This is a genomic window from Marinilactibacillus sp. Marseille-P9653 (assembly GCF_916618885.1).
Taxonomy (GTDB): domain Bacteria; phylum Bacillota; class Bacilli; order Lactobacillales; family Carnobacteriaceae_A; genus Marinilactibacillus.
The window spans coordinates 545,663-566,834 of the sequence record NZ_CAKAKH010000001.1; the positions used below are offsets into that span (position 1 = coordinate 545,663).

Below are 21,172 nucleotides of genomic sequence, written 5' to 3' on the forward strand. Positions count from 1 at the left end.
GTAGGGTATTCTATAGACATCTTAAAAAAGATCGAGGTGTACTCTGGGCCAATGCGTAACTAATCCTATAACAAATCAATAAGACAAAAATTAGGTTCTTCTAGAACTCTATTTAGTTATGTCTTTATTAGATGGAATGGGATCAGGCGATTGTGCATACAGAGGACCAGACTAAAAACAACTGATTGTTTTTAGTCTTATAGATCTCTATCACAAATTCAAACCTCCCATTCCGCAACAGTGGAATAGGAGGTTTTTTCATGTTTCTTAAATCCTAATGACGATAATGAATGGATAAGAGAAAGGGCGAGATCAGCATGGCTTGGATAGAAGCAAATAAAATCACATACTCGATTAAAGATAGAACATTATTCAATATAGAAAACTTAAAAGTAGAACCAGGAGATAAAATAGGATTAGTCGGAAAAAATGGTAGTGGGAAAACGACCTTACTGAATATTTTAAAAGGAACGCTCCAACCGGAAACGGGTACGGTTAAACGCAATCAGAAGATCTCTTTTATTCCGCAATTAAAAGAACCAACCGGAACAAAAAGTGGTGGAGAAATCACAGCCAGTGCAATCGTTACAAGTCTGAATGAAAAGTCCGGCGTGCTCTTGGCGGATGAACCTACGACGCATCTCGATATTGAACATGTGGAATGGTTAGAAAAAGAAATCAAGGCTTATAAAGGAGCCTATATCATTATTTCTCATGATCGTGACTTTTTAGATCATACATGTACTAAAGTATGGGAGCTCAGTCATGAAAAAATCACGGAGTATACAGGAAACTATTCAGATTACGAAGCACTGAAACAAAGTGAACTAGAACGTAAACAAGTGTCTTACGATTCCTATAAGAAAAAGGAAAAACAGTTAACAGAAGCTTTGGAAAGTAAAAAGGATAAAGCAGACCGTATAACAGATGAATCTAGCCATTTTTATTTCAGAAAAAAGGCGCAAAAACTCTATAAATCTGCTAAATCTATGGAAAAAAGAATCGAACAACTAAAAACTGTAGAAAGACCAGAAGAACAAGAATTGATCAAGATGAAGTTAACCAATGCTAGAGGATTCGTCAATAAAAAGATTATACGAGCGAACGAATTTGGATTGGCGTTTCCTCAAAAAGTTCTATTTAAACCAACAAGTTTCTTTATTAAAGGCGGAGAAAAAGTCGCCATTGTGGGAACGAATGGTAGTGGAAAAACAACGTTATTGAATAGTATTCTATCTGAAGCGGAAGGCATTAAACGATCAGAAGCGATGAAGCCTGGTTATTTTGCTCAAAATCTTAGTGTCTTAAAAGAGCAGAAGACTATTTTAGAGAATGTACAAGAAGGTTCTTTACAGACAGAAACTCTGATTCGAATCGTTTTGGCACAATTGCTGTTCAAAAACGATGATGTTCATAAGCCAATTCACGTACTGAGTGGTGGAGAGCGCGTCAAAGTAGCGCTAGCCAAGTTGATTGTTGGAGATTACAATACCTTGATACTAGATGAACCAACAAACTTTTTAGATACGCAGGCAATTGAAGCGCTGGAAGCTTTACTGGCAGAATATGAGGGGAGTATTTTATTCGTGTCCCATGACCGAAGGTTTATGAATAAAATCGCTGAGCGGTTATTGATTATCGAAAATCAGTCTCTCAAAGTGTTTGAAGGCAGTTATGACGTCTTCAAACAATTGAAAGAACAGAGAGGGCCGGATGCATACGGAGAAGAAAAATTGCGTCTAGAAAATGAAATCGTGACGGTGTTAAGTCAGTTGAGCATCGAATCAACAACAGAACTAGAAAACCAATTTCAAGAATTACTGAAAACGAAAAAGCGATTAATTGAACAATTGAATCAAGAAAAGTAGAAACGAGCAAGCTTCTTCTCCAGCATAATAGGGAGAAGAAGCTTGCTTTAGTTTTGGAAAGTAAGGTATAGATGATATTATCTTGAAGCATTAGAATATGGTACACTTAATATGAAATACATTTTAATATGTAGAGACACGTTGCTAAAATCTCTTTAATTAAATAAGTTTTTGAGAAAATAGTAGCGATTTAGTCATTAAAAAATAGACTGGTTTTGCTAGTCAGTAACGACTAAAATCTTAAAGACAATCGAAAAGGAGCGGACTAGATGCACAAGGAATACGAAACGGCTATGGAACTGATCGTTTGTATCACAATGCCGAACGAAGGGGACCATGTTATCAAGCTAGCAAATGAAGAGGGGGTACAAGGTGGTACTATATTTTATGGCGAAGGAACCTCTGGTAAAGGTATTTTAAAAACTTTAGGGTTGAATTCTATTAAGCGTGAAATTGTACTGATGGTAACTTCAGAAACAAAAGCTTCACGTGCTTTGAAACACATCGCAAAAGCAAAGGTTATGAAGAAAAAAAGTAATGGGATTGGATTTAGAGTATCTTTGAGTGATGTTTTAGGGATACATGAAAATATTGAAGAAAAACTAAATGATTTTGATGAGGAGACTAAAAAAATGCATCAAGCTATTTATGTAATTGTAAACAAAGGAGAAGCAGAAGATGTAATGGAGTATGCGCAAGATGCGGGCGCTCAAGGAGGAACAATCATCCAAGCGAGAGGCGCTGGCAATGCAGAATCTAGAACCGTCTTCCATATGGATATTGTTCCAGAAAAAGAAATTATTTTAATTATTGCTGAGAAAGAACACTCTCAGACGATTATTGATACCATTAGTGAAAAACTGCATATTGAAGAACCCAATAAAGGGATTTTATTTGTTACAGACTTAAATGAGACAATAGGACTTAATTAATCGAACTGAAAGGAGGTCTTTATTTAAGTGAATATTCTTAAAGAAAAATTCTTAGAAGTTATTCGCGCTGTTACACCAATCGTTGTTTTAGTGCTCATTATCCACTTCTTATTTGTTCCATTGCCGACAAGCTCTCTGATAGGATTCCTATTCGGTGCAATCGTCATTGTGATTGGACTTGCAATCTTCCTTATGGGAATTGATATTGCACTCGAGCCTATAGGATCTCATATGGGTAAAGGGATAGCAAGGTCTAACAAGATCATCGTAGTGGTCATTGTTGGATTACTACTTGGATTCTTTATCTCTTCTGCAGAACCTAGTTTGACGGTATTAGGAAACCAAATTGGATTAGTAACAGGGGGAGATATTACTAGTTCCTTTATCGTTATTGTAGTGTCTTTAGGTATCGCGGTTATGGTTGTTGTTGGTCTGCTCAGGGTGGTTTATAGTTTGTCTATTATTCCTATTCTAACAATTGCTTATGGTTTGATCTTGTTACTTTCATTCTTTACCTCAACAGAGTTTTTATCAATTTCTTTCGATGCATCTGGAGCAACTACTGGTTCCATTACTGTTCCATTCCTACTCGCATTATCAACAGGTATTGCTTCTTTGAAAAAAAGTAGTAAAAATTCCGGTGAGGATAGTTTTGGACTCGTAGCGATTGCTTCTACAGGTGCCATTCTTTCAGTTATGATCGTGAACGTCTTTTCACCTACAGAAGAACTATCTGGTTCTTTAGATATTGTGATGGGAACAGAAAATGGCTTTTTCCTCGATTTAATTAGAGAAATTTTCAATCAAATTGGAGAAGTGATCGTAGCAATATTGCCAATTGTCATCCTATTCGGTCTGTATCAAATAATTTGGCTCAAGCTACCTAAAAGAAAGTTAAATAAAATCTTGATTGGTGTATTGTATGTCTTTATTGGACTCGTACTATTCCTTTCAGGGGTAAATGCTGGATTTATGAATGTAGGAAGCTTAATTGGATACACATTAGCGGCTCAAGAGTCTTACGGACTACTATTTATATTAGGATTTTCGCTTGGTTTCTTATCAATCCTAGCAGAGCCAGCAGTAAGCGTACTGACAAAACAGATTGGGGCTGTAACTTCTGGAGCAATCAAGCCAGTAGCAGTACTATCGACCTTATCTATTGGTGTAGGTTTAGCTATTCTACTTTCTACTATGAGACTGGTTATATTTGATTTAGAACTTTGGCATATTCTACTTCCAGGATACCTACTAGCTATTTTTCTCAGTTATGTCGTTCCTAAACGCTTTGTCGGGATGGCATTTGACGCAGGAGGCGTTGCATCAGGTCCCATGACGGCGACCTTCATACTAGCTTTTATACAAGGAGCTGCGGAAGCTATTCCCCACGCTAGTGTCTTGATTGATGGATTTGGTATGATTGCATTAGTTGCCTTAATGCCCATCCTCAGTTTACAGATCTTTGGATTGATTTATCATTTGAAAGCAAAACAAACTCAAAAAAGTGTGAACTAAAAAAATCCCTTTGTAAATCAACGAAAGTGTTGATCTACAAAGGGATTTAATTTTTAGCCTTTTATATTGTTGCTGGTGCTCCAGGTCCCAAAGGAAGTCCGAATATATACCAGATAACTAGTAACATTGACCACGCAATCAAGAAAGAGATGGTGTAGTAAATCATCGTTGAAATGATGGTTCCAAGCCCACTCTTCTTGTCGTATCTTTGAGCAAAGACTAAGATCATAGCAAAATAACTCATTAATGGAGATACAACGTTTGTAGAAGAATCTGCAATACGGTAAGCCATCAATGTCATTTCAGGCGCAATATTCAAATTGAACATCATAGGTGCAAAAATCGGTGCCATGATAGCCCATTTGGCACTTGCAGATCCCATGAAGAGATTGATAAATGCAGTGAATAAGATAAAGGCTAGAATCAGTGGCAAACCAACAAATCCGATATTTTCGAGTAAGTTCGCTCCGTTACTTGCAATGATTGAGCCAAGATTCGTATAAGCAAAGTAATTGATAAACTGAGCAGCGAAGAAGGCTAATACTAAGTATCCACCCATTGAGCTCATGGATTCAGACATCCCTTTAACAAAGTCATGAGATGACTTAATTTTACCTATTGTGATTCCGTAAGCTAGACCCGGAAGAGCAAATAGTAGGAAAATCATAAATAATAGACCTGAAGATAAGAAGGCACTTAAAGTCATGTCACCGTTTGCGTCTAGAGCTCTAAGCGCAGCGTTTTGTGGGATCATGAGAAAGGCCATAATAGCTAGAAAAGCAAGTAAGGTGATCAAAGCATAAATGAGACCTTTGTTTTCTTGAGAAGATAATGGTTCTTGTGTAGGTTTATAATCTCCGTCGTAGACACCAAGTCGTGGTTCTACAAATTTGTCGGTAACGAAAGCTCCGACACCAGTCAATACGAAAGTAGAGACAAAGATGAAGTACCAGTTACCCGTTGTTTCAACTGAATAGTCAATATTAGCAGACGTTAATGCGTCATTTGTAATTCCTGCAAGTAGAGCATCTGTTGGTCCAAAGATTAGATTGGCAGAGAAACCTGCGGATACACCGGCAAAAGCGGCAGCTAAACCAGCAATTGGATGACGTCCAGCAGCAGCAAACATGATGGCACCTAATGGAACAACTACTACATAACCGGCATCGGAAGCGATATTTGAAATAATACCCGCAAAAACGACCATAGCAGTTAGTAACCAAGTAGGGACATTACTCAACAATTTCTTTAAAGCAGAAGAAATCAATCCAGTCCATTCTGCAACCCCAACACCAAGCATCGCTACAAGAACGGTACCCAATGGTGCGAATCCTGTAAAGTTAGAAACCGCACTGTTAAAAATATGTGCAATCCCGTCTTTATTCATTAGAGAGACAGCTTCTACAATACCAGGTTCTCCAGTTTCCGCGTCGATCATTGGCGCACTTAAACCTAAACGAACCGAAATTTCTGAAATAAATATAATACCAACAGCAAAAATAATGAAAATGACAACGGGATGAGGTAGTTTATTTCCAACACGCTCAACCATGCCAAGCAAACCTTTATTTGTGTTCTTTTCAGAATCACTCATTAATTTAAATCCTCCTTAGTTAATTGTAAACGGATATCTAAATTAGAATAAACTCAAAATGATATCGTTACTCTATAGATTTTAATACAAATAGCAGAAAAATTTCAACATATTTTCATAATTAAAGTTATATTTTTAAAATTTTCTTTTGGGTTTTCTAATATTTATGAATTGCCTGTCATTGTAAGCGTATAACATTTTAAATAGTGTTTTGTATAGGATAATCTGTGCTAAAATCATTAGTGTAGATTTAAAGGAAAGTGGGAAAACTCCATGCCAGCAAGAAAATACCATAATACCAAAGAAATTAGTTATTATATGTGTGATCGCACGCATACACTAACACTCCCAATGCTCATCAATCTGATTTTAGAAGTTTCAGGAGAACAGTCAGATCAGCTTGGTATGGGAGAACATGTTATGGAAGAAATGGGTTACTCGTGGATTATTTTACAATATGAGTTTCATATTTCGAAATTCCCCGAAAACAAAGAGACGATAGAAATCGAGACTTACGCAACGGAATACAACAAATTATTTTGTTATCGAGATTTTATTGTACGGGATGACGAGGGAACAGAACTTATCAAAATTCACTCGACATTTGCTTTGTTTGATCGTGCTAATCGTAAAATGGCAAGAATACCAGAAGATATTGTTGAACCATTTGAGGCGGCGTTCACTAAAAAAGTGAAAAGAACGCCTAAGCCTGCTGAACTAGATGAAGAGACAGCTCGTTCACAGCCTTTCCATGTCAGATATTTTGATATTGATACCAATCAGCATGTGAATAATTCAAAGTATTTGGATTGGACTTTGAATACTCTGGGCGGAGCATTTTTATCTGAACATAAAATGGTCTATGCAAATGTAAAATATGATAAAGAAGTACATGAAAATCAAATGATTCAGAGTTTAGTTAGTATTGAAAAAACAAAGGATAAAACCATTACTGCGCACAAGATTAGAACAGATGGTGTAGCAAACTGTAGTGCCAGTTTTGAATGGAAACTTCAATCCTAAACCTTTTTAGAAAGTAGTGGGTTCAGTGGTCACCATCAAAGATATCGCTCAAAGAGCGGGTGTTGCCAAAAGCACAGTATCCAGGTATTTGAATAACGGATCTGTCAGTCAAAAAACTCGAACCAAACTCGATGAGATCGTAAAAGAGACAGGTTATACACCAAATACATTTGCTAGAAGTTTGAAAGCAAACAAAACGAATATGATTGGAGTCATCATTCCGCGTCTGAATTCTGCTTCTACTAATGAAGTGTTGAACGGTATCGATGAAAAGGCTAGAGAAAATGGGTACGAGCTGATCATTACGAATGCGAATCAAGATAGAGAAAGAGAACTTGGCAATATCCAGACGCTCGTTAAGCAAAAAGTGGAAGGGATTATATTGCTTGCCAGAGAAATCACAGAGAGCCACCAATCGCTTATTCAAGAAGCCAATCTACCTTTTCTTGTATTAGGACAAAGAGCGGAATCGATACATTCCATCGCTTATGCAGATTATGAAGCGGGACAAAAGATCGGTCGTTACGCAATGGAGTTAGGACATAAATCATTTTTATTTTTTGGCGTGTCAGAACAAGATAAGGCAGTAGGGGTAGAAAGAAAACAAGGATTTATGGATAGTCTTAAAGAAGAAAAGGGCATGTCTGTTGAAATCATCGAGACTAGCTTCTCTAAACGAATCGCCTATCAAGATGCATTAAAAGCTCTTCCTGATACTAGTGCTTCCTATATTGTCTGTGCCACCGACAATATAGCCATTGCTGTACTAAAAGCAGCCATCGAAATGAATTATGCGGTTCCAAAAGATTTCTCTATCAGTGGATTTGGTGGATACGAAGAAACCGATTATGTTCAACCAAGTATTACGACAATGAGTTACCCCTATAAAGATATGGGAATTCAAGCAGTAGAGTATTTAACGGAACTGATTAATGGAACGGAAATTCCTTATGAAACGTTACTGCAAAACGAATTAGTGATTAAAAATTCAACTAGAACAAAGAAGAAAGCCTAAAAAGAAACGGCTTTCTTTTTTTACTTGCAAAGAAAACCGGTTCCTGTTATGATAGATTTAAATAAAAGGAACCGGTTCTATTTATATTAGCGAATGTGCACTATCCATTACTTTTTTATTTATTCTTTAATGGAACCGGTTACTAAATAAGGAGAATGAAAAATGAAATATAACGAGACAATTGATAAGTTGATTGAAGTTGTAGGTGGAGAAGACAATATTCGAAATTTTGAGCATTGTGCAACGAGACTTCGAATTATTCTAAAAGATGATAGTAAATTAAATAAAGATAAAGTAGATGAGGTTCCGGAAAGTAAGGGCTACTTTTTCAATACCGGTCAGCACCAGTTTATATTCGGGACAGGAAAAGTGAATGCTGTTTATAGCGAAATGGAACAAAGATTAGGAGACAAGTCTTCAGAAAACTCTTCAGGCGGCTTTAAAGATGATGTATATCAGAATCTAAATCCTTTACAAAAAATTGTGCGTACATTGGCAGATATTCTAGTTCCTTTGATTCCAGTGCTTGTTACGACAGGTTTATTGATGGGGATTAGAGGCTTTATTCTCGAACTAGGCGTTGAAATGAGCCCAGACTGGTTAACAATGTTCGAGATGTTGACCGATACAGCTTTTGCATTCTTACCTGTACTGATTGCTTTTAGTGCAACGCGTAAATTTGGCGGTAATCCAATTTTAGGGATTGTAGTGGGGCTAATGCTTGTTGCACCGCAATTACCTAATGCTTATGCAGTAGCCGGAGGAGAAGCGGAGTCGTTGACCTTGCTGGGGATTGATATCATCGGCTATCAGGGATCTGTGATTCCAGCAATTTTAGCTGGTTGGATGATTTCTAGGCTAGAGCGTCTATTTAGAAGTTTTGTGCCACAAATGATGGATTTAATTGTCACACCATTTTTGACAATTACAATCACGATTTCAGTTATGCTGTTTCTATTAGGACCGATTGTTCAGATTGCTGAATCTGGTGTGATTAATAGTATTATTTATCTGATAGAAGCACCATTTGGAATAGGGTATATTATTTATGCAGGCTTCCAGCAAGTCATTACCATTACAGGTCTCCACCACTCCATCAGTATTATCGAAATCAGTTTATTGAATGATGGTGGAACAAATGTATTGAACACACTTGGAACCGCTAGTATGGCTGGACAGTTCGGAGCAGCGGTGAGTGCGGCCTTACTGATGAGCAGCAAGTTGAAACGCTCCAATGCGTTGAGTGCAAGTGCATCTACCTTATTTGGAATCACTGAACCACTCCTATTCGGTGTTAGTTTGAGATCCATGCGTGTATTTGGTTCTGGCATGGTCGGAGGAGCAGCTGGAGGACTCGTAACTGCTCTTCTAGGTCTTTCTGCAACTGGTATGGGGATCACTTTTATTCCCGGTCTGTTACTGTATACAAATAGTGTAAGTAGCATGTTGCAATATCTACTCGTGATTGCTGTTGCATTTGCTGTAGGATTTGTATTGGTTAAAGTTCAAAGTCGACCAGTACAAGCAGAATTGAATGCAAAGTAAAAGGTTAAATAAGTCAAAAAGGATGGACAAATGAATCATATAAAAGAAACTCTACAAAAAGAGATAAAAACAAAGCAACCGAATCTGGTTGAAAAAGTAGCAACAGATCCATGGAGACTTCATTTTCACCAGCAGCCACCTACTGGATGGCTCAATGATCCCAATGGTGTCTATCAAAAAGATGGACTCTACCATCTATACTATCAATACTCTCCGTTAGACCCAACAGGGGGAGTCAAATACTGGGGACATAAGACATCTACAGATCTTGTGCATTTCAAAGAAGAAGAGATCTTTTTGTATCCTGATCAGAGCTTTGACAGAGATGGGGTTTACTCAGGCAGTGCGTTTGAAAAAGATGGTGTAACCCATTTCTTTTACACTGGGAATGTAAAGCACCCTGGAACACACGACTATATTACCAGTGGTAGAGAACATAATACCGTTCATATGATAAGCCAAGATGGTTTCCATATCGATAGTCGAGAAGTGGTGATTGATTCAAGCGAATACCCAGATGGATTCACGCAACATATAAGAGATCCTAAAATTCTTGAAAAAGATGGTTTATTCTATATGGTCCTCGGTGGACGTACAAATGAAGATAAAGGTGCCATTTTACTATATGCATCGAAGGATCTGTCTAATTGGGAGTATAAAGGAAACCTTTTGGAAAAAAGACCTGACTTAGGGTATATGTGGGAATGCCCAGATTTCTTCGAACTCAATGGACAAGATATTTTACTGATGTCTCCTCAAGGTGTGGAGCAGTCAGGGCATGAATTTGAAAATGTCTATCAGTCCGGTTCAATTATTGGAAAAACAGATTGGGATATTTTGAAGTTTGAACCGACAGCAGATTTTGTGGAATTAGATAGAGGATTCGATTTTTACGCACCGCAAACTTTTTTGGATGAGCAAGGACGTAGAATTCTTTGGGGATGGATGGGGCTTCCAGACATTGAGCCTGATTATTCAAACCCGACAATCGAAAAAGGTTGGCAACACGCTATGACGCTTCCGAGAGAACTCACAATTGAAGATGGAAAGCTTAAGCAAAGACCCCTACCCGAATATCAAGTACTTCGAAAACAAGTACAAAAGATGAGTATTGAACGAACTGAAGCGTTGGAAATGATAAAGGAAACAAGTGATACCTACGAAATGATCGTTAAGGTTGAACAACCCACAAGAGCTTTAAAGATAAAACTTTCTCAAGACACTACCTTAGAATATAATGGGAAAGTCTTCACGCTTAGTCTAGGCGCCTCTGGATTTGGGCGTTCAAAAAGAACAATCGAACTATCTGAATTGAACAGTATTCAGTTGTTTTTAGATACATCGTCTCTTGAGATTTTCCTAAATGATGGAGAGTATGTGCTAACGACTAGATTGTATCCGACAAGTCAGTTGAATAGCATCGAATTTAGTGGCGATACATCTGTTCAAATCAGTAAATGGGATTTAAAAAAAGCCTAAATAAAAGCCCGAGTTGGATTGTACACAAGTACAGATCAGCTCGGGCTTTTCGTTTGGTTGGATTGTCACTTAGACTTTTTCAAATACTTCCGTTATATAATCAAGATCAGTCGACTGTTCCAGTACAACAAGTAATTTTAGACGTGCTTTCGGTCCACTGAGACCTGGAGCAAAAATGACACCAGCATTTTTCAGCTGCTTGCCGCCGCCTTCATAATCATAAATGTCTTGAGCGATCCCGTTAAAAGCTCGAGAAGTCAAAACGATGGGGACACCTTTTTCAATCAAGGCGTGTAACCCTTTTAATGTAGCAGGTGGCATATTTCCAGCGCCAAGTGCTTCAATAACGAGACCATCAATAGAACTCTCGACAAGAGATTCTATGAGGAACCCGTCCATTCCAGCATAGGCTTTCAGTAAAGGAACCACTTTGTTCACGCTATCGATAGGGAAACATTCTTTTTTGATGAGTTTTTGAAAGAACATCACTTCTTTTTTAGAAACAATTCCGATAGGCCCGAAAGTTGGGGTTCTAAATGTCGCTACATTCGTCGTGTGCGTTTTAGTAACATACCGCGCTGCATGAATTTCTTCATTCATAACGACGAGTACACCTTTATCAGCAGCATCGTCTGACATGGCCGTCCAGACCGCATTCTGTAAGTTTCTTACACCATCAGATCCAATCTCATTAGTGGGTCTCATAGCCCCTGTCATAACGATCGGAATCGAAAAGGGCACCGTCAGGTCTAGAAAATAAGCTGTTTCTTCTAATGTATCAGTTCCATGCGTAATCACAACGCCATCAATATCATTTGCACGAATTGCTTCAAGAATACGATTTTTAACAATGAGCATATCCGCAGGCGTCATGTGTGGAGAAGGTAATTGCAGGATATCTTCTTCGGTTAATCTAACTTCTTGATCAAATACATATTTGTATTCGTTTAATGGATGTTCAGAACTTGGCTTGACGACTCCAGTACTCTGATCTGTACTCATAGAAATCGTGCCACCTGTATGCAATATTAAAATATGTTTCATTTTATTTCCTCGCAATCATCTAAAGTACGGATTTGTAAATTTTTCATGACCGATCGTGGTATCTTTACTGTGTCCTGGATAGACAATATAGTCATCTGGTAATGTAAAAAGATACGTTTTAATACCAGGTAAAAGGATCGCTGGTTCACTGCCGGGTAGATCGGTTCTACCGACACTGCCTCTGAATAAGGCGTCGCCAGAAATTACGAACTTATCTTCATGAAAAATAAAGCTGACACCGCCTGGTGAGTGTCCGGGAGTTGGGACGACATCAAAGGTAAATCCTTCAATATCAATTGTTTCCACCGGATTAAAAAGGTAGTCAGCAGGGTTTGCGATGATAGCGAATGGCTTGTTCGCAGAAAGGTTTTTCGTAGGATCTACCAACCAGTCTTGTTCCGCTTCGCTAACGTAGACAGGGATATCGTAATCCACTCGGATATCTTCCAAAGAACCGATATGGTCGAAATGAGTGTGGGTAAGCAGAACAGCAATTGGGCGGACACCCAGTTCTTCGATTTCGTTTTTGATTTTACTTGTTTCGTCACCGGGATCCACAATCAGAGCCTGATCATCTTTGTAGATGATATAACAGTTTTCTTCAATGGTACCGGTAATAATTTGTTTTACTTGAATCATAAATGTAGCCTCCAGCTCGTAAACTAATCGTCGTTCTTGTGAATTAGACCGACGTTGCTTTCTTATTATAACGAATTAAAAGAGAGCTGTCGAAGGAAGGCGAATAATTGGACACCTATATTTTTGAGGGGTATAATCTTAATTAGAATGATTATAATATAGGAGGAAAATTTATGGTAAGCGAAAAATCAAAAGAGTATTTAAATACACTAGTCGCTACGCAAGGACTTTTTTACATTAAATTACATCAGGCACATTGGTATATCAAAGGACCAAACTTTTTCTCTCTTCACCCTAAACTGGAAGAACTATATGATGATTTAACGGAACAAATGGACGAAACAGCAGAGCGATTATTGGCTTTAGGTGGAACACCTTATTCAACGTTACAAGAATTCCTTGAACATTCATTGATTTCTGAATCTGTTGAGGAAAGAAAACTATCTGAAGAAGAAATGATCCATAATGTGATTACGGACTTTGAGATTTTAAGAGATGAACTTTCAAACGGTATTAAATTAACGGACGAAGAACATGATGATGTATCAAACGACATGTTGATTGCTCAGAAAACAGAAGTGGATAAAACGATCTGGATGATGCAAGCTTATAGAGGACACACAGCACTAGACGACAAAAAATAAAGATTGAGAGCCCTTCAAAGACTGTTTGTCTTTGAAGGGCTCTATTTTTAGATAAATTGTCCATCTAGTTCCATTTGCTGACCAATTTGTAAAAGGAGATGCTCCTGACCTTTTGGTGCAGTCAATTGAATCCCGAGTGGAAGGCCCTCTGATGTTAGGTGAGTAGGCAAACTGATTGCTGGTTGTCCGGTTAAATTAGCATGCTGCGTGAATGGCGTGATATCCCAGCTCTGCGTAAACATATCCCATACGATTTGCTGAGCTTCGTCTGAAGAATGGTCTTGCGTGTGTTCCATCTGACGTTTCAGTGAATCAGACCAGTAGGTACGATCTACCTTTGGTGCAACATCAGCCGTAGCTGGCTCTAACAAGATATCGTACTCTTGATGAAAATAGTGGTAACTTTCTGCAGCACTGTCCCATTCAGCAAGTGCGCGAGCGTAAGTTGCGGCTGGTAGTTTCTTCCCAGCTTGCAGTAAAGTCCAAGTCATCAATTCCATATCCGTTAAAGAAAAAGATGTTCCAAAACTTTGTTCCAATCCTTCAAAAACGGCGGCTGTTTCCCCAGCGTTCATGGCATAATAACTTTTCATCAGGCTAAGGGTATCGATCTCGGGCGTGGCTTCAAAAACCTGATGACCTTTGGATTCGAACCAGGTTGCCGCAGCTTTAACAGCTTTTATGGCTTCTTCAGAAATTGGATGCTGGCTTGGAGCTGTTAGATTAACAGCGATTTTCAAAGGGCGTGTAAATGGGGCGTTCAAAACAGAACAGTAACCTGTTTCAAATAAAGGGGTTTGAAAGGCTGCCTGTGGTTGAACAACTTGAACAGCATCTAGTAAAGCAGCTGTATCGCGAACCGATTTCGTTAAGGCGAAACTAATAGAAGCACCTTGCCAGCCACGACCGCTACCAGGACCGACTGCTGTACGTCCACGCGTTGGTTTCAAGCCGACTAGTCCGGTAAAAGAAGCTGGAATCCGAATCGATCCGCCGCCATCACTAGCACCAGCGACAGGAGTCATATTGGAAGCGACTGCCGCGGCTGCACCACCGCTTGAACCACCGGGTGTTCGGTCCTTAGACCAAGGATTTCTAGCAGGCCCATACAATTCAGGATTTGTGATATTCGTGAATCCAAATTCCGGGATATTGGTATGACCAATCGGAATAAAACCTGCATTTTCCAGATCAGTTACGAAATGAGCCGTTCTTTTCGCTTTGACATCTTTTAGAATGCGCGCACCAGACGTAGCTGGCTCTCCCTCAAGGTTTTGCCCCAGCCCTTTTAAAAGAATCGGTACACCTCCAAAAGGTAAACCAGCGAACTTTCTAGAGCGAGCTTCTTTAAGAGCAGCCTCTTTTCTAGTTGAAATAACCGCATTTAAAATGGGATTTTGTTGTTCAATTTGTTTGAAACTTTCTTCAATAAGCTCTTCTGAAGAAGCGTATCGTTTGCTTACAAGGTCTGCGAAGTACAATCCGTCTTGCGTACGGTCAAATGGTTTCGTCATAAGTCAACCTCTTTCTCTTGTCTATAAGTATGTCTAGCATACTGTACATATAGGAATTGTTAAAGAAATCCTGTAATATTTTAATAACGAATCAATACAGGTCACGCAGTCAAGCCAATCATTCAAAAAGTTAAATACAACATTGTCTTTATATTAGGACATGATAGGATTTCAGAAATAGATATGGTAAAATAATTTCAAATTATGTAAAGGAAGAAGCGAAATCATGGAGACTGTCAGAACGAGCAATGAAATGGAAACAAAAAAACTAGCTTCCACACTGGCTACTCTCGTGAAACCAGGTATGACGATTTTGCTAGAAGGTGAATTGGGTGCTGGTAAAACGACTTTCACAAAAGGTTTTGCAGAAGGTTTAGGAATAGACCGTGTCATCAAAAGTCCGACATACACTTTGATTAGAGAGTATACCCAGGGACGATTACCCTTGTACCATATGGATCTGTATCGTTTAGAAGACACAGGCGCAGAAGAAATGGGTCTAGATGAATATTTCGAGGGGGATGGCGTCTGTGTGATTGAATGGGGATCCGTTGTAAAAGAGAATTTACCTGAAGAACACTTATTGATTCAGATAAAGACATCACTGGAAGATATAGATAAAAGAGAACTGAAGATGACTGCTGTTGGGCAGGCTTATGAAAGCTTATTAGAGGAGTTGGAACATGAGAGAAGAAATTGAAATCAGTATTAGAGAAGCCATTCCATCAGACGCGGAATCTCTACTGAACTGCCTTGAAAAAACAGCACTTCAAACGGGCTTTATGACAATGGGCGAAGAAGGTGCTGGACTTACAGTCGAAGAAGAAAGCCACCATATTGCTGAAATCTATGAATCAGATATCAACTGTTTGATCGTTGCGATACTTGGAGAAGAAATTATTGGTATGGCAACCATTCATGCTGTAGACAAACCAAAGATTAGACATATTGGAGAACTGGGTATTGTCGTAGATAAAGAGTATTGGGGCTTTAAAATCGGAACAGAATTGTTAAGAGAAGTACTGAAATGGTCTGATGAGTCTGACGTCATCAAACGAGTTGAATTAAAAGTACAACAAAGAAATGAACGAGCAATTCACTTATATAAAAAATATGGATTTGAACTGGAAGGCGTCATGCAAAGAGGCGTGAAAGATAATGGAGAATTTCTTCCGGTCTGCATGATGGGGAAACTCGTCTAAAAAAAGAACAATCGATTAGAAGCACAGCTTCTAATCGATTGTTCTTTTTTTAGGCTAACTTAACGAGACTTTTTAGCGAAGCCGTGCCGTATTCTTTTTCTTGATTGATCAAAATTTTTGCACTTGCTCTGGCATCATCCAATGCATGGTGATGATTCAAAGGAATAGCGTAATGGGCGGCTACAGTGTTCAGCTTATGATTAGGTAGCTGCTTCAACAATCTTCTAGAAGACTGGACAGTACATAAAGTCTGAAAACGTGGATGCTGAATCCCATAATAATCTAGTGTGCCTAGAAGGATTCTTTTATCAAATGACATATTGTGTGCAACAACGAGTTGATCGTCTGTAAAATAAGCAGACATTTTTTCCCAGACTTCTGGAAAATAAGGGGCATCAATAATATCAGTTTCTCGAATCCCATGAACACGGATATTTACAGCATCAAACCAAGTATCCGGATTGATCAGTGTATAATATTCATCTACAATTTGGTTATTTCTGACAACAGTCAGCGCCACAGAACAAGCACTATGTGTTTTACGATTGGCTGTTTCAAAATCCAATGCAGTAAAATTCATTATAAGCCTACTTTCTTTTGAAGGAGTTATCTTTAAGAGTTTTTTAAACGAACGTGCATTCTTATAAAGTATACCATTAATCAAATAGGTTTCAATGGTAGAAATTGAATTCAATTGGTTTATCAAAAGAATGTTGCAAAAATTTGACGAGGATTTCTATATCCGAATAATCCAATAATTTCTGAAAGGAATTTCGAAGATCATGCGTCTGTTCAGGTATAGCTATGCTATACTCTTTCTATATCAAAGTAGTTAGAGGAGTTGTACGCATTGAGTTTTGACCAAGAAATATTTGATGCTATTGAACAGGAAAAGAACAGACAAGAAGAAAACATTGAACTGATCGCTTCTGAGAACTTTGTATCTGAGGCTGTTATGCAGGCACAAGGAAGCGTACTGACCAATAAATATGCAGAAGGTTATCCAGGAAAAAGATATTACGGTGGATGTGAGTTTGTAGATATCGTTGAAAATCTGGCAATAGATAGAGTGAAAGAGTTATTTGGCGCAGAGTATGCAAATGTACAACCACATTCAGGATCACAGGCAAATATGGCTATTTTCCAGACATTCCTTGAACCAGGCGATACGTATATGGGAATGGATTTAAACCACGGTGGTCATCTTACGCACGGATCACAAGTAAACTTTAGTGGGAAATTGTATAACGTTGTACCTTATGGTGTAAATAAGGAAACGGAAACCATCGACTTTGATCAAGTACGCGCGTTAGCGATTGAACATAAACCGAAATTGATTATTACAGGGTATAGTGCCTATCCAAGAGAAATTGATTTCCAGAAATTCAGAGAAATCGCTGATGAAGTCGGCGCCATTTTGATGGTCGATATGGCACATATTGCAGGATTGATCGCAACAGGCGAACATCCAAATCCGGTTCCTTATGCGGATGTCGTAACAAGTACAACGCATAAAACATTAAGAGGACCTCGTGGCGGACTGATTCTAGCAAAAGAGGAATATGCAAAACGCTTGAACAGCGCGATTTTCCCTGGTATCCAAGGAGGACCTCTTGAACATGTGATTGCTGCAAAAGCGGTTGCCTTCAAAGAAGCATTACAACCAGAATTCAAGACTTATACAAAACAAATTATCAAAAATGCTCAAGCAATGGCGGAAGTATTCAATACATCTAAAGGCCGCGTAATCAGTGGCGGAACAGATAACCATTTATTATTGTTAGAAGTAACAGATTTTGAAATGAATGGAAAACAGGCAGAAGCATTATTAGATAGTGTTGGTATTACTGTGAACAAAAATACGATTCCTTTTGAAAGGCTTAGCCCATTCAAAACGAGTGGTATTCGTATAGGAACGCCGGCGATTACAACTAGAGGATTCGACGAAGTCGCTAGTAAGAAAGTCGCGGAATTAATTGTTCAAACTTTGGAAAATAAAGAAGATGAAGCACAATTAAGTGAAATCAAAAAAGCTGTTCGTGAACTGACAAAACAGTACCCATTATATAAATAAAAGCTGAAGAGCCTATGTCTAAACCTAATTAGACATAGGCTCTTTTTTGTAAAGAATAAGAGAGGTACATTAAAATTACGTAAAAAAAGTATTCTTTTTATAAGAACGCTTGCATGTAAACCATTACATAGAATAAGGTTAGAGATGTAAAAAGATGAAAGCGTTATATTAATAGAAGAGCCAAGGAGGAAGAAGAACATGTCAAAAGATGGATTGAAAATCGTAACAATTGGTGGAGGATCAAGTTATACACCAGAATTGATTGAAGGATACATTCTGCGCAAAGATGAATTACCCATCAGCGAGATCGTACTAGTTGATATCGAAGATGGTAAAGAAAAACTGGATATTGTAGGAGCTATGGCTAAGCGAATGGTCGAAGCTGCTGGCCTTGACTGGAAAGTGACCTTAACGCTTGACCGTAAAACGGCTTTAAAAGATGCTGACTTTGTAACGACTCAATTTCGTGTAGGCTTGTTGAATGCGCGTGTCAAAGATGAGCGTATTCCTTTATCTCATGGTATTCTTGGTCAAGAAACCAATGGAGCTGGCGGAATCTTAAAAGCGTTCCGAACAATCCCCGTTATTTTAGATATTATTGAAGACATGAAAGAAGTCTGTCCAGATGCATGGCTAGTCAACTTTACAAATCCAGCGGGTATGGTTACAGAAGCTGCCATTAAGCATGGTGGGTGGGAAAGAACCGTTGGATTATGTAATGTACCGATTGGCCATGTTAAGACTGCTTCAGAAAAATTGAATTTACCAGCTGCTGACTTGTTCTTCAAATTTGCTGGGATCAATCACTTCCACTGGCATAGAGTTTGGGATAAATCAGGAAAAGAACGGACAGATGAACTGATAGACTTGATTTATGGACCGAACCAGAATGAAGATGACAACCACTTGAAAAATATCCATAGCGCTTTATTCCATTATGAGCAAATTCAAGATCTTCATATGCTGCCGTGTGGTTACCACCGTTACTACTATATTGAAGATGAAATGCTTGAGCATTCTATCGAAGAATTCAAAAATGGAGAAACGAGAGCGCAAGTGGTTAAAGAAACAGAAGCGCGACTGTTTGAAATGTATAAAGACCCGAATCTGGACCACAAACCAGAAGAGTTGTCACAACGTGGCGGTACACACTATAGTGATGCAGCTTGTGAGATCATTGCGTCTATTCAAAATGACAAGCATACAGAAATGGTTGTTTCCACTAAAAATAATGGAACAATCACAGTTTTACCATACGATTGTGCAGTAGAAGTTTCAGGCGTTGTTACGGCTCATGGCTTTGAACCTTATAACTGGGGAAGATTTGAAAACGATGGCGCTAGAGGCATTATTCAAAACATGAAAGGCATGGAAGAAAGTGTCATTCGTGCAGCGATTGAAGGAAACTACGGAGCTGCTTTACAAGCCTTCACGGTGAATCCATTGATTCCAGGTGGACGCTTAGCGAAAACAGTCTTGGATGAGTTGCTTTATGCGCATAAAGCATATCTGCCACAATTTGCAGAGAAGATTAAAGATATTGAAGAAAACCAGCCAGAAACGGTTCAGTATGTGGACGAATTGATGAAAACAAATGTAAAAGAAACGGTTTAAATTATCAAAAATCCCAAAGTCTTTTGACTTTGGGATTTTTGATTCAAATAAATTTTTTATAATAAACGCAGGTATATCATGATTGAATGAAGTCTAGTAAAGCGTTATTCAAATCATCTGGTTGATCATGGAAGATACCATGTCCACTTTCTTCGAAAGTTTTCAGCGTGCTATCAGGAATAGCTTTGTCCATTAATTCAGCGAAGTCGTAAGGACAAACTTGGTCTTCTTTACCATGGCCGATTAAAGTAGAGACTGTGACTTTGGTCAGGTCTTCAGAAAGGTCTTCATCTCTTAAAGCGATTGCTGAAAGAATTGTTCCGTAAGAAGAGGCTTTGAATGCTAAGGTTGCAACCCAGTCCGCATACGCATCACTTGGTTTTTTATTGAATAATTGTGATCCGAAATCTGTAACCATTTTAGGACGATCCACTTTAGCTTGCTCAATCAGTTCATCTACGCCAGATTTTTCCATTCCGTATGGATAATCAGGACCTTGCGTAAATCTTGGAGCTGCAGCACCTAACAGTACTAGTTTTTTAACACCGAATCCGTTATGGCGAGCCATATATCTAACAGCAGCAGCTCCCCCCATTGAAAATCCAACAAGTGTAGCATCTGTTACGTTTAATTCTTCGATCACGGCTTTAACGTCATCCGCAAAAGTATCGTAACCGTAATCTTCAACGCCCAGATCCGATTCTCCATAACCTCTTAAATCGATTCCGATTACGCGATACCCATTTTCCAATAAATGATTGTATTGATATTCAAACATTAAGTTATTTAGTGGCCAACCGTGAAGAAATACAACCGGTGAACCTGAACCCATATCTTTTACAGCGATTGAAACATCATTTTTACCTTTAATTATTTTATTCAACTTGCTTCCTCCTAAAGTTCAATTAACTACGAATTCATAGTAACGCTTAAAGGTGAATTTTTAAAATATAATGCTTTTGTATTCAAATGGCTGATATAATAGAATGACTACGGAATGCTTAAAATACTACCAGAGAAAGAAGGCAATCTTTTATAAAATGATATAACAATTTATATGGAGAGAGAGGAATACGAAATGTTAATTTTTTTATTTATTATAATAGTTACGCTACTCTTGCTAAATTTCAGTCAACAAAAAGAAATCAAAAAAATGAAAGGCATGATTAAGCATGATGAAAAAGAGCTTGAGGTATTTGCAGAAGAAACGTACCTTAGAGAAGGCAATGAAGTAAAAACTATTAAATTACTTAGAGAAAAATATTATCCATTAGACCTAGTGGATGCAAAACATATCGTAGATAAAATAAAAAAACCTAGACAGAATTGAAAAGCAACTAGTCTAAGTTCGCAGGATTTATTATTTATTCTACTGTACTATAATCTTTCAGTGTAAATAACATGTACGCTTATCAAGTATACCAAAAAGAGATCAGGAATATTTCTCCTGATCTCTTTTTGGTATAAGAT

At 38.3% G+C, this 21,172-nt stretch carries 19 protein-coding genes; 13 read left to right on the top strand and 6 right to left on the bottom strand.

What is annotated here, in order from left to right; genetic code table 11:
• Positions 1-317 precede the first annotated feature (317 nt).
• From abc-f to LG377_RS02755, 3 genes are all read left to right on the top strand, one after another.
• Positions 318-1,868: a ribosomal protection-like ABC-F family protein gene (gene abc-f / locus LG377_RS02745; protein WP_305067559.1), complete on the top strand. Its 1,551-nt coding sequence runs from the start codon at positions 318-320 to the stop codon at positions 1,866-1,868.
• Positions 1,869-2,137: 269 nt separating this feature from the next.
• The gene (locus tag LG377_RS02750; RefSeq protein WP_225743188.1) at positions 2,138-2,800 is read left to right on the top strand and encodes a P-II family nitrogen regulator; all 663 of its coding nucleotides are present in this window, start codon (positions 2,138-2,140) and stop codon (positions 2,798-2,800) included.
• A 27-nt stretch (positions 2,801-2,827) separates the two neighbouring features.
• Complete coding sequence (locus LG377_RS02755) at positions 2,828-4,315, top strand: DUF1538 domain-containing protein (protein ID WP_225743189.1); 1,488 nt, start codon at positions 2,828-2,830, stop codon at positions 4,313-4,315.
• Positions 4,316-4,376: 61 nt separating this feature from the next.
• On the opposite strand, the gene LG377_RS02760 is transcribed toward LG377_RS02755, so the two are convergent.
• Positions 4,377-5,909 carry an AbgT family transporter gene (locus LG377_RS02760; RefSeq protein ID WP_225743190.1) on the bottom strand — a complete coding sequence of 511 codons (1,533 nt, stop codon included), beginning with the start codon at positions 5,907-5,909 and terminating at the stop codon, positions 4,377-4,379.
• Positions 5,910-6,182: 273 nt separating this feature from the next.
• Here LG377_RS02760 and LG377_RS02765 point away from each other — a divergent pair, with 273 nt between their 5' ends.
• From LG377_RS02765 to LG377_RS02780, 4 genes are all read left to right on the top strand, one after another.
• Complete coding sequence (locus tag LG377_RS02765; protein ID WP_225743191.1) at positions 6,183-6,932, top strand: acyl-[acyl-carrier-protein] thioesterase; 750 nt, start codon at positions 6,183-6,185, stop codon at positions 6,930-6,932.
• Positions 6,933-6,957: 25 nt separating this feature from the next.
• Complete coding sequence (locus LG377_RS02770) at positions 6,958-7,947, top strand: LacI family DNA-binding transcriptional regulator (protein WP_225743192.1); 990 nt, start codon at positions 6,958-6,960, stop codon at positions 7,945-7,947.
• A 162-nt stretch (positions 7,948-8,109) separates the two neighbouring features.
• Positions 8,110-9,492, top strand: a complete 1,383-nt coding sequence (locus tag LG377_RS02775) for a PTS transporter subunit EIIC (protein ID WP_225743193.1) — start codon at positions 8,110-8,112, stop codon at positions 9,490-9,492.
• A 30-nt stretch (positions 9,493-9,522) separates the two neighbouring features.
• Positions 9,523-10,971: a sucrose-6-phosphate hydrolase gene (locus LG377_RS02780; RefSeq protein ID WP_225743194.1), complete on the top strand. Its 1,449-nt coding sequence runs from the start codon at positions 9,523-9,525 to the stop codon at positions 10,969-10,971.
• 69 nt (positions 10,972-11,040) lie between these two features.
• On the opposite strand, the gene LG377_RS02785 is transcribed toward LG377_RS02780, so the two are convergent.
• Both LG377_RS02785 and LG377_RS02790 read right to left on the bottom strand, forming a co-directional pair.
• Positions 11,041-12,015, bottom strand: coding sequence for an asparaginase (locus tag LG377_RS02785; RefSeq protein WP_225743195.1), 975 nt, complete (start codon positions 12,013-12,015; stop codon positions 11,041-11,043).
• Positions 12,016-12,030: 15 nt separating this feature from the next.
• Entirely contained in the window at positions 12,031-12,654 is a 624-nt protein-coding gene (locus LG377_RS02790) for an MBL fold metallo-hydrolase (protein ID WP_225743196.1), read from the bottom strand.
• A gap of 173 nt (positions 12,655-12,827) precedes the next feature.
• On the opposite strand from LG377_RS02790, the gene LG377_RS02795 reads away from it, so the two are divergent.
• Positions 12,828-13,298 carry a Dps family protein gene (locus LG377_RS02795; protein ID WP_225743197.1) on the top strand — a complete coding sequence of 157 codons (471 nt, stop codon included), beginning with the start codon at positions 12,828-12,830 and terminating at the stop codon, positions 13,296-13,298.
• 47 nt (positions 13,299-13,345) lie between these two features.
• Here LG377_RS02795 and LG377_RS02800 read toward each other — a convergent pair whose 3' ends face one another.
• Entirely contained in the window at positions 13,346-14,812 is a 1,467-nt protein-coding gene (locus LG377_RS02800; RefSeq protein ID WP_225743198.1) for an amidase, read from the bottom strand.
• 226 nt (positions 14,813-15,038) lie between these two features.
• Between LG377_RS02800 and tsaE the strand changes: the two genes are divergently transcribed.
• Both tsaE and LG377_RS02810 read left to right on the top strand, forming a co-directional pair.
• Positions 15,039-15,512 carry a tRNA (adenosine(37)-N6)-threonylcarbamoyltransferase complex ATPase subunit type 1 TsaE gene (tsaE, locus tag LG377_RS02805; protein ID WP_225743199.1) on the top strand — a complete coding sequence of 158 codons (474 nt, stop codon included), beginning with the start codon at positions 15,039-15,041 and terminating at the stop codon, positions 15,510-15,512.
• Positions 15,496-16,014 carry a GNAT family N-acetyltransferase gene (locus LG377_RS02810; protein ID WP_225743200.1) on the top strand — a complete coding sequence of 173 codons (519 nt, stop codon included), beginning with the start codon at positions 15,496-15,498 and terminating at the stop codon, positions 16,012-16,014. Before tsaE ends, LG377_RS02810 begins: the two co-directional genes overlap by 17 nt.
• 49 nt (positions 16,015-16,063) lie before the next feature.
• Here the strand turns inward: LG377_RS02810 and LG377_RS02815 are convergent, their stop codons facing one another.
• Positions 16,064-16,594: a 3'-5' exonuclease gene (locus LG377_RS02815; RefSeq protein WP_225743201.1), complete on the bottom strand. Its 531-nt coding sequence runs from the start codon at positions 16,592-16,594 to the stop codon at positions 16,064-16,066.
• A 270-nt stretch (positions 16,595-16,864) separates the two neighbouring features.
• Between LG377_RS02815 and glyA the strand changes: the two genes are divergently transcribed.
• Complete coding sequence (gene glyA, locus LG377_RS02820; RefSeq protein ID WP_370632531.1) at positions 16,865-18,088, top strand: serine hydroxymethyltransferase; 1,224 nt, start codon at positions 16,865-16,867, stop codon at positions 18,086-18,088.
• A gap of 198 nt (positions 18,089-18,286) precedes the next feature.
• Positions 18,287-19,702 (top strand): 6-phospho-beta-glucosidase, encoded by a 1,416-nt coding sequence (locus LG377_RS02825; RefSeq protein ID WP_225743203.1) that lies wholly within the window; start codon positions 18,287-18,289, stop codon positions 19,700-19,702.
• A 76-nt stretch (positions 19,703-19,778) separates the two neighbouring features.
• On the opposite strand, the gene LG377_RS02830 is transcribed toward LG377_RS02825, so the two are convergent.
• Entirely contained in the window at positions 19,779-20,585 is an 807-nt protein-coding gene (locus LG377_RS02830) for an alpha/beta fold hydrolase (protein ID WP_225743204.1), read from the bottom strand.
• A 195-nt stretch (positions 20,586-20,780) separates the two neighbouring features.
• On the opposite strand from LG377_RS02830, the gene LG377_RS02835 reads away from it, so the two are divergent.
• Positions 20,781-21,032: a hypothetical protein gene (locus LG377_RS02835; protein WP_225743205.1), complete on the top strand. Its 252-nt coding sequence runs from the start codon at positions 20,781-20,783 to the stop codon at positions 21,030-21,032.
• Positions 21,033-21,172 lie beyond the last annotated feature (140 nt).

Bases quoted from the DNA above. Each gene is read 5' to 3' on its own strand.
- LG377_RS02765 (WP_225743191.1), top strand. From the start codon at position 6,183: ATGCCAGCAAGAAAATACCATAATACCAAAGAAATTAGTTATTATATG.
- LG377_RS02760 (WP_225743190.1), bottom strand. From the start codon at position 5,909: ATGAGTGATTCTGAAAAGAACACAAATAAAGGTTTGCTTGGCATGGTT.
- LG377_RS02815 (WP_225743201.1), bottom strand. From the start codon at position 16,594: ATGAATTTTACTGCATTGGATTTTGAAACAGCCAATCGTAAAACACAT.
- abc-f (WP_305067559.1), top strand. From the start codon at position 318: ATGGCTTGGATAGAAGCAAATAAAATCACATACTCGATTAAAGATAGA.
- tsaE (WP_225743199.1), top strand. From the start codon at position 15,039: ATGGAGACTGTCAGAACGAGCAATGAAATGGAAACAAAAAAACTAGCT.
- LG377_RS02800 (WP_225743198.1), bottom strand. From the start codon at position 14,812: ATGACGAAACCATTTGACCGTACGCAAGACGGATTGTACTTCGCAGAC.
- LG377_RS02790 (WP_225743196.1), bottom strand. From the start codon at position 12,654: ATGATTCAAGTAAAACAAATTATTACCGGTACCATTGAAGAAAACTGT.
- LG377_RS02825 (WP_225743203.1), top strand. From the start codon at position 18,287: ATGTCAAAAGATGGATTGAAAATCGTAACAATTGGTGGAGGATCAAGT.
- LG377_RS02835 (WP_225743205.1), top strand. From the start codon at position 20,781: ATGTTAATTTTTTTATTTATTATAATAGTTACGCTACTCTTGCTAAAT.
- LG377_RS02780 (WP_225743194.1), top strand. From the start codon at position 9,523: ATGAATCATATAAAAGAAACTCTACAAAAAGAGATAAAAACAAAGCAA.
- LG377_RS02795 (WP_225743197.1), top strand. From the start codon at position 12,828: ATGGTAAGCGAAAAATCAAAAGAGTATTTAAATACACTAGTCGCTACG.
- LG377_RS02775 (WP_225743193.1), top strand. From the start codon at position 8,110: ATGAAATATAACGAGACAATTGATAAGTTGATTGAAGTTGTAGGTGGA.
- LG377_RS02810 (WP_225743200.1), top strand. From the start codon at position 15,496: ATGAGAGAAGAAATTGAAATCAGTATTAGAGAAGCCATTCCATCAGAC.
- LG377_RS02785 (WP_225743195.1), bottom strand. From the start codon at position 12,015: ATGAAACATATTTTAATATTGCATACAGGTGGCACGATTTCTATGAGT.
- LG377_RS02750 (WP_225743188.1), top strand. From the start codon at position 2,138: ATGCACAAGGAATACGAAACGGCTATGGAACTGATCGTTTGTATCACA.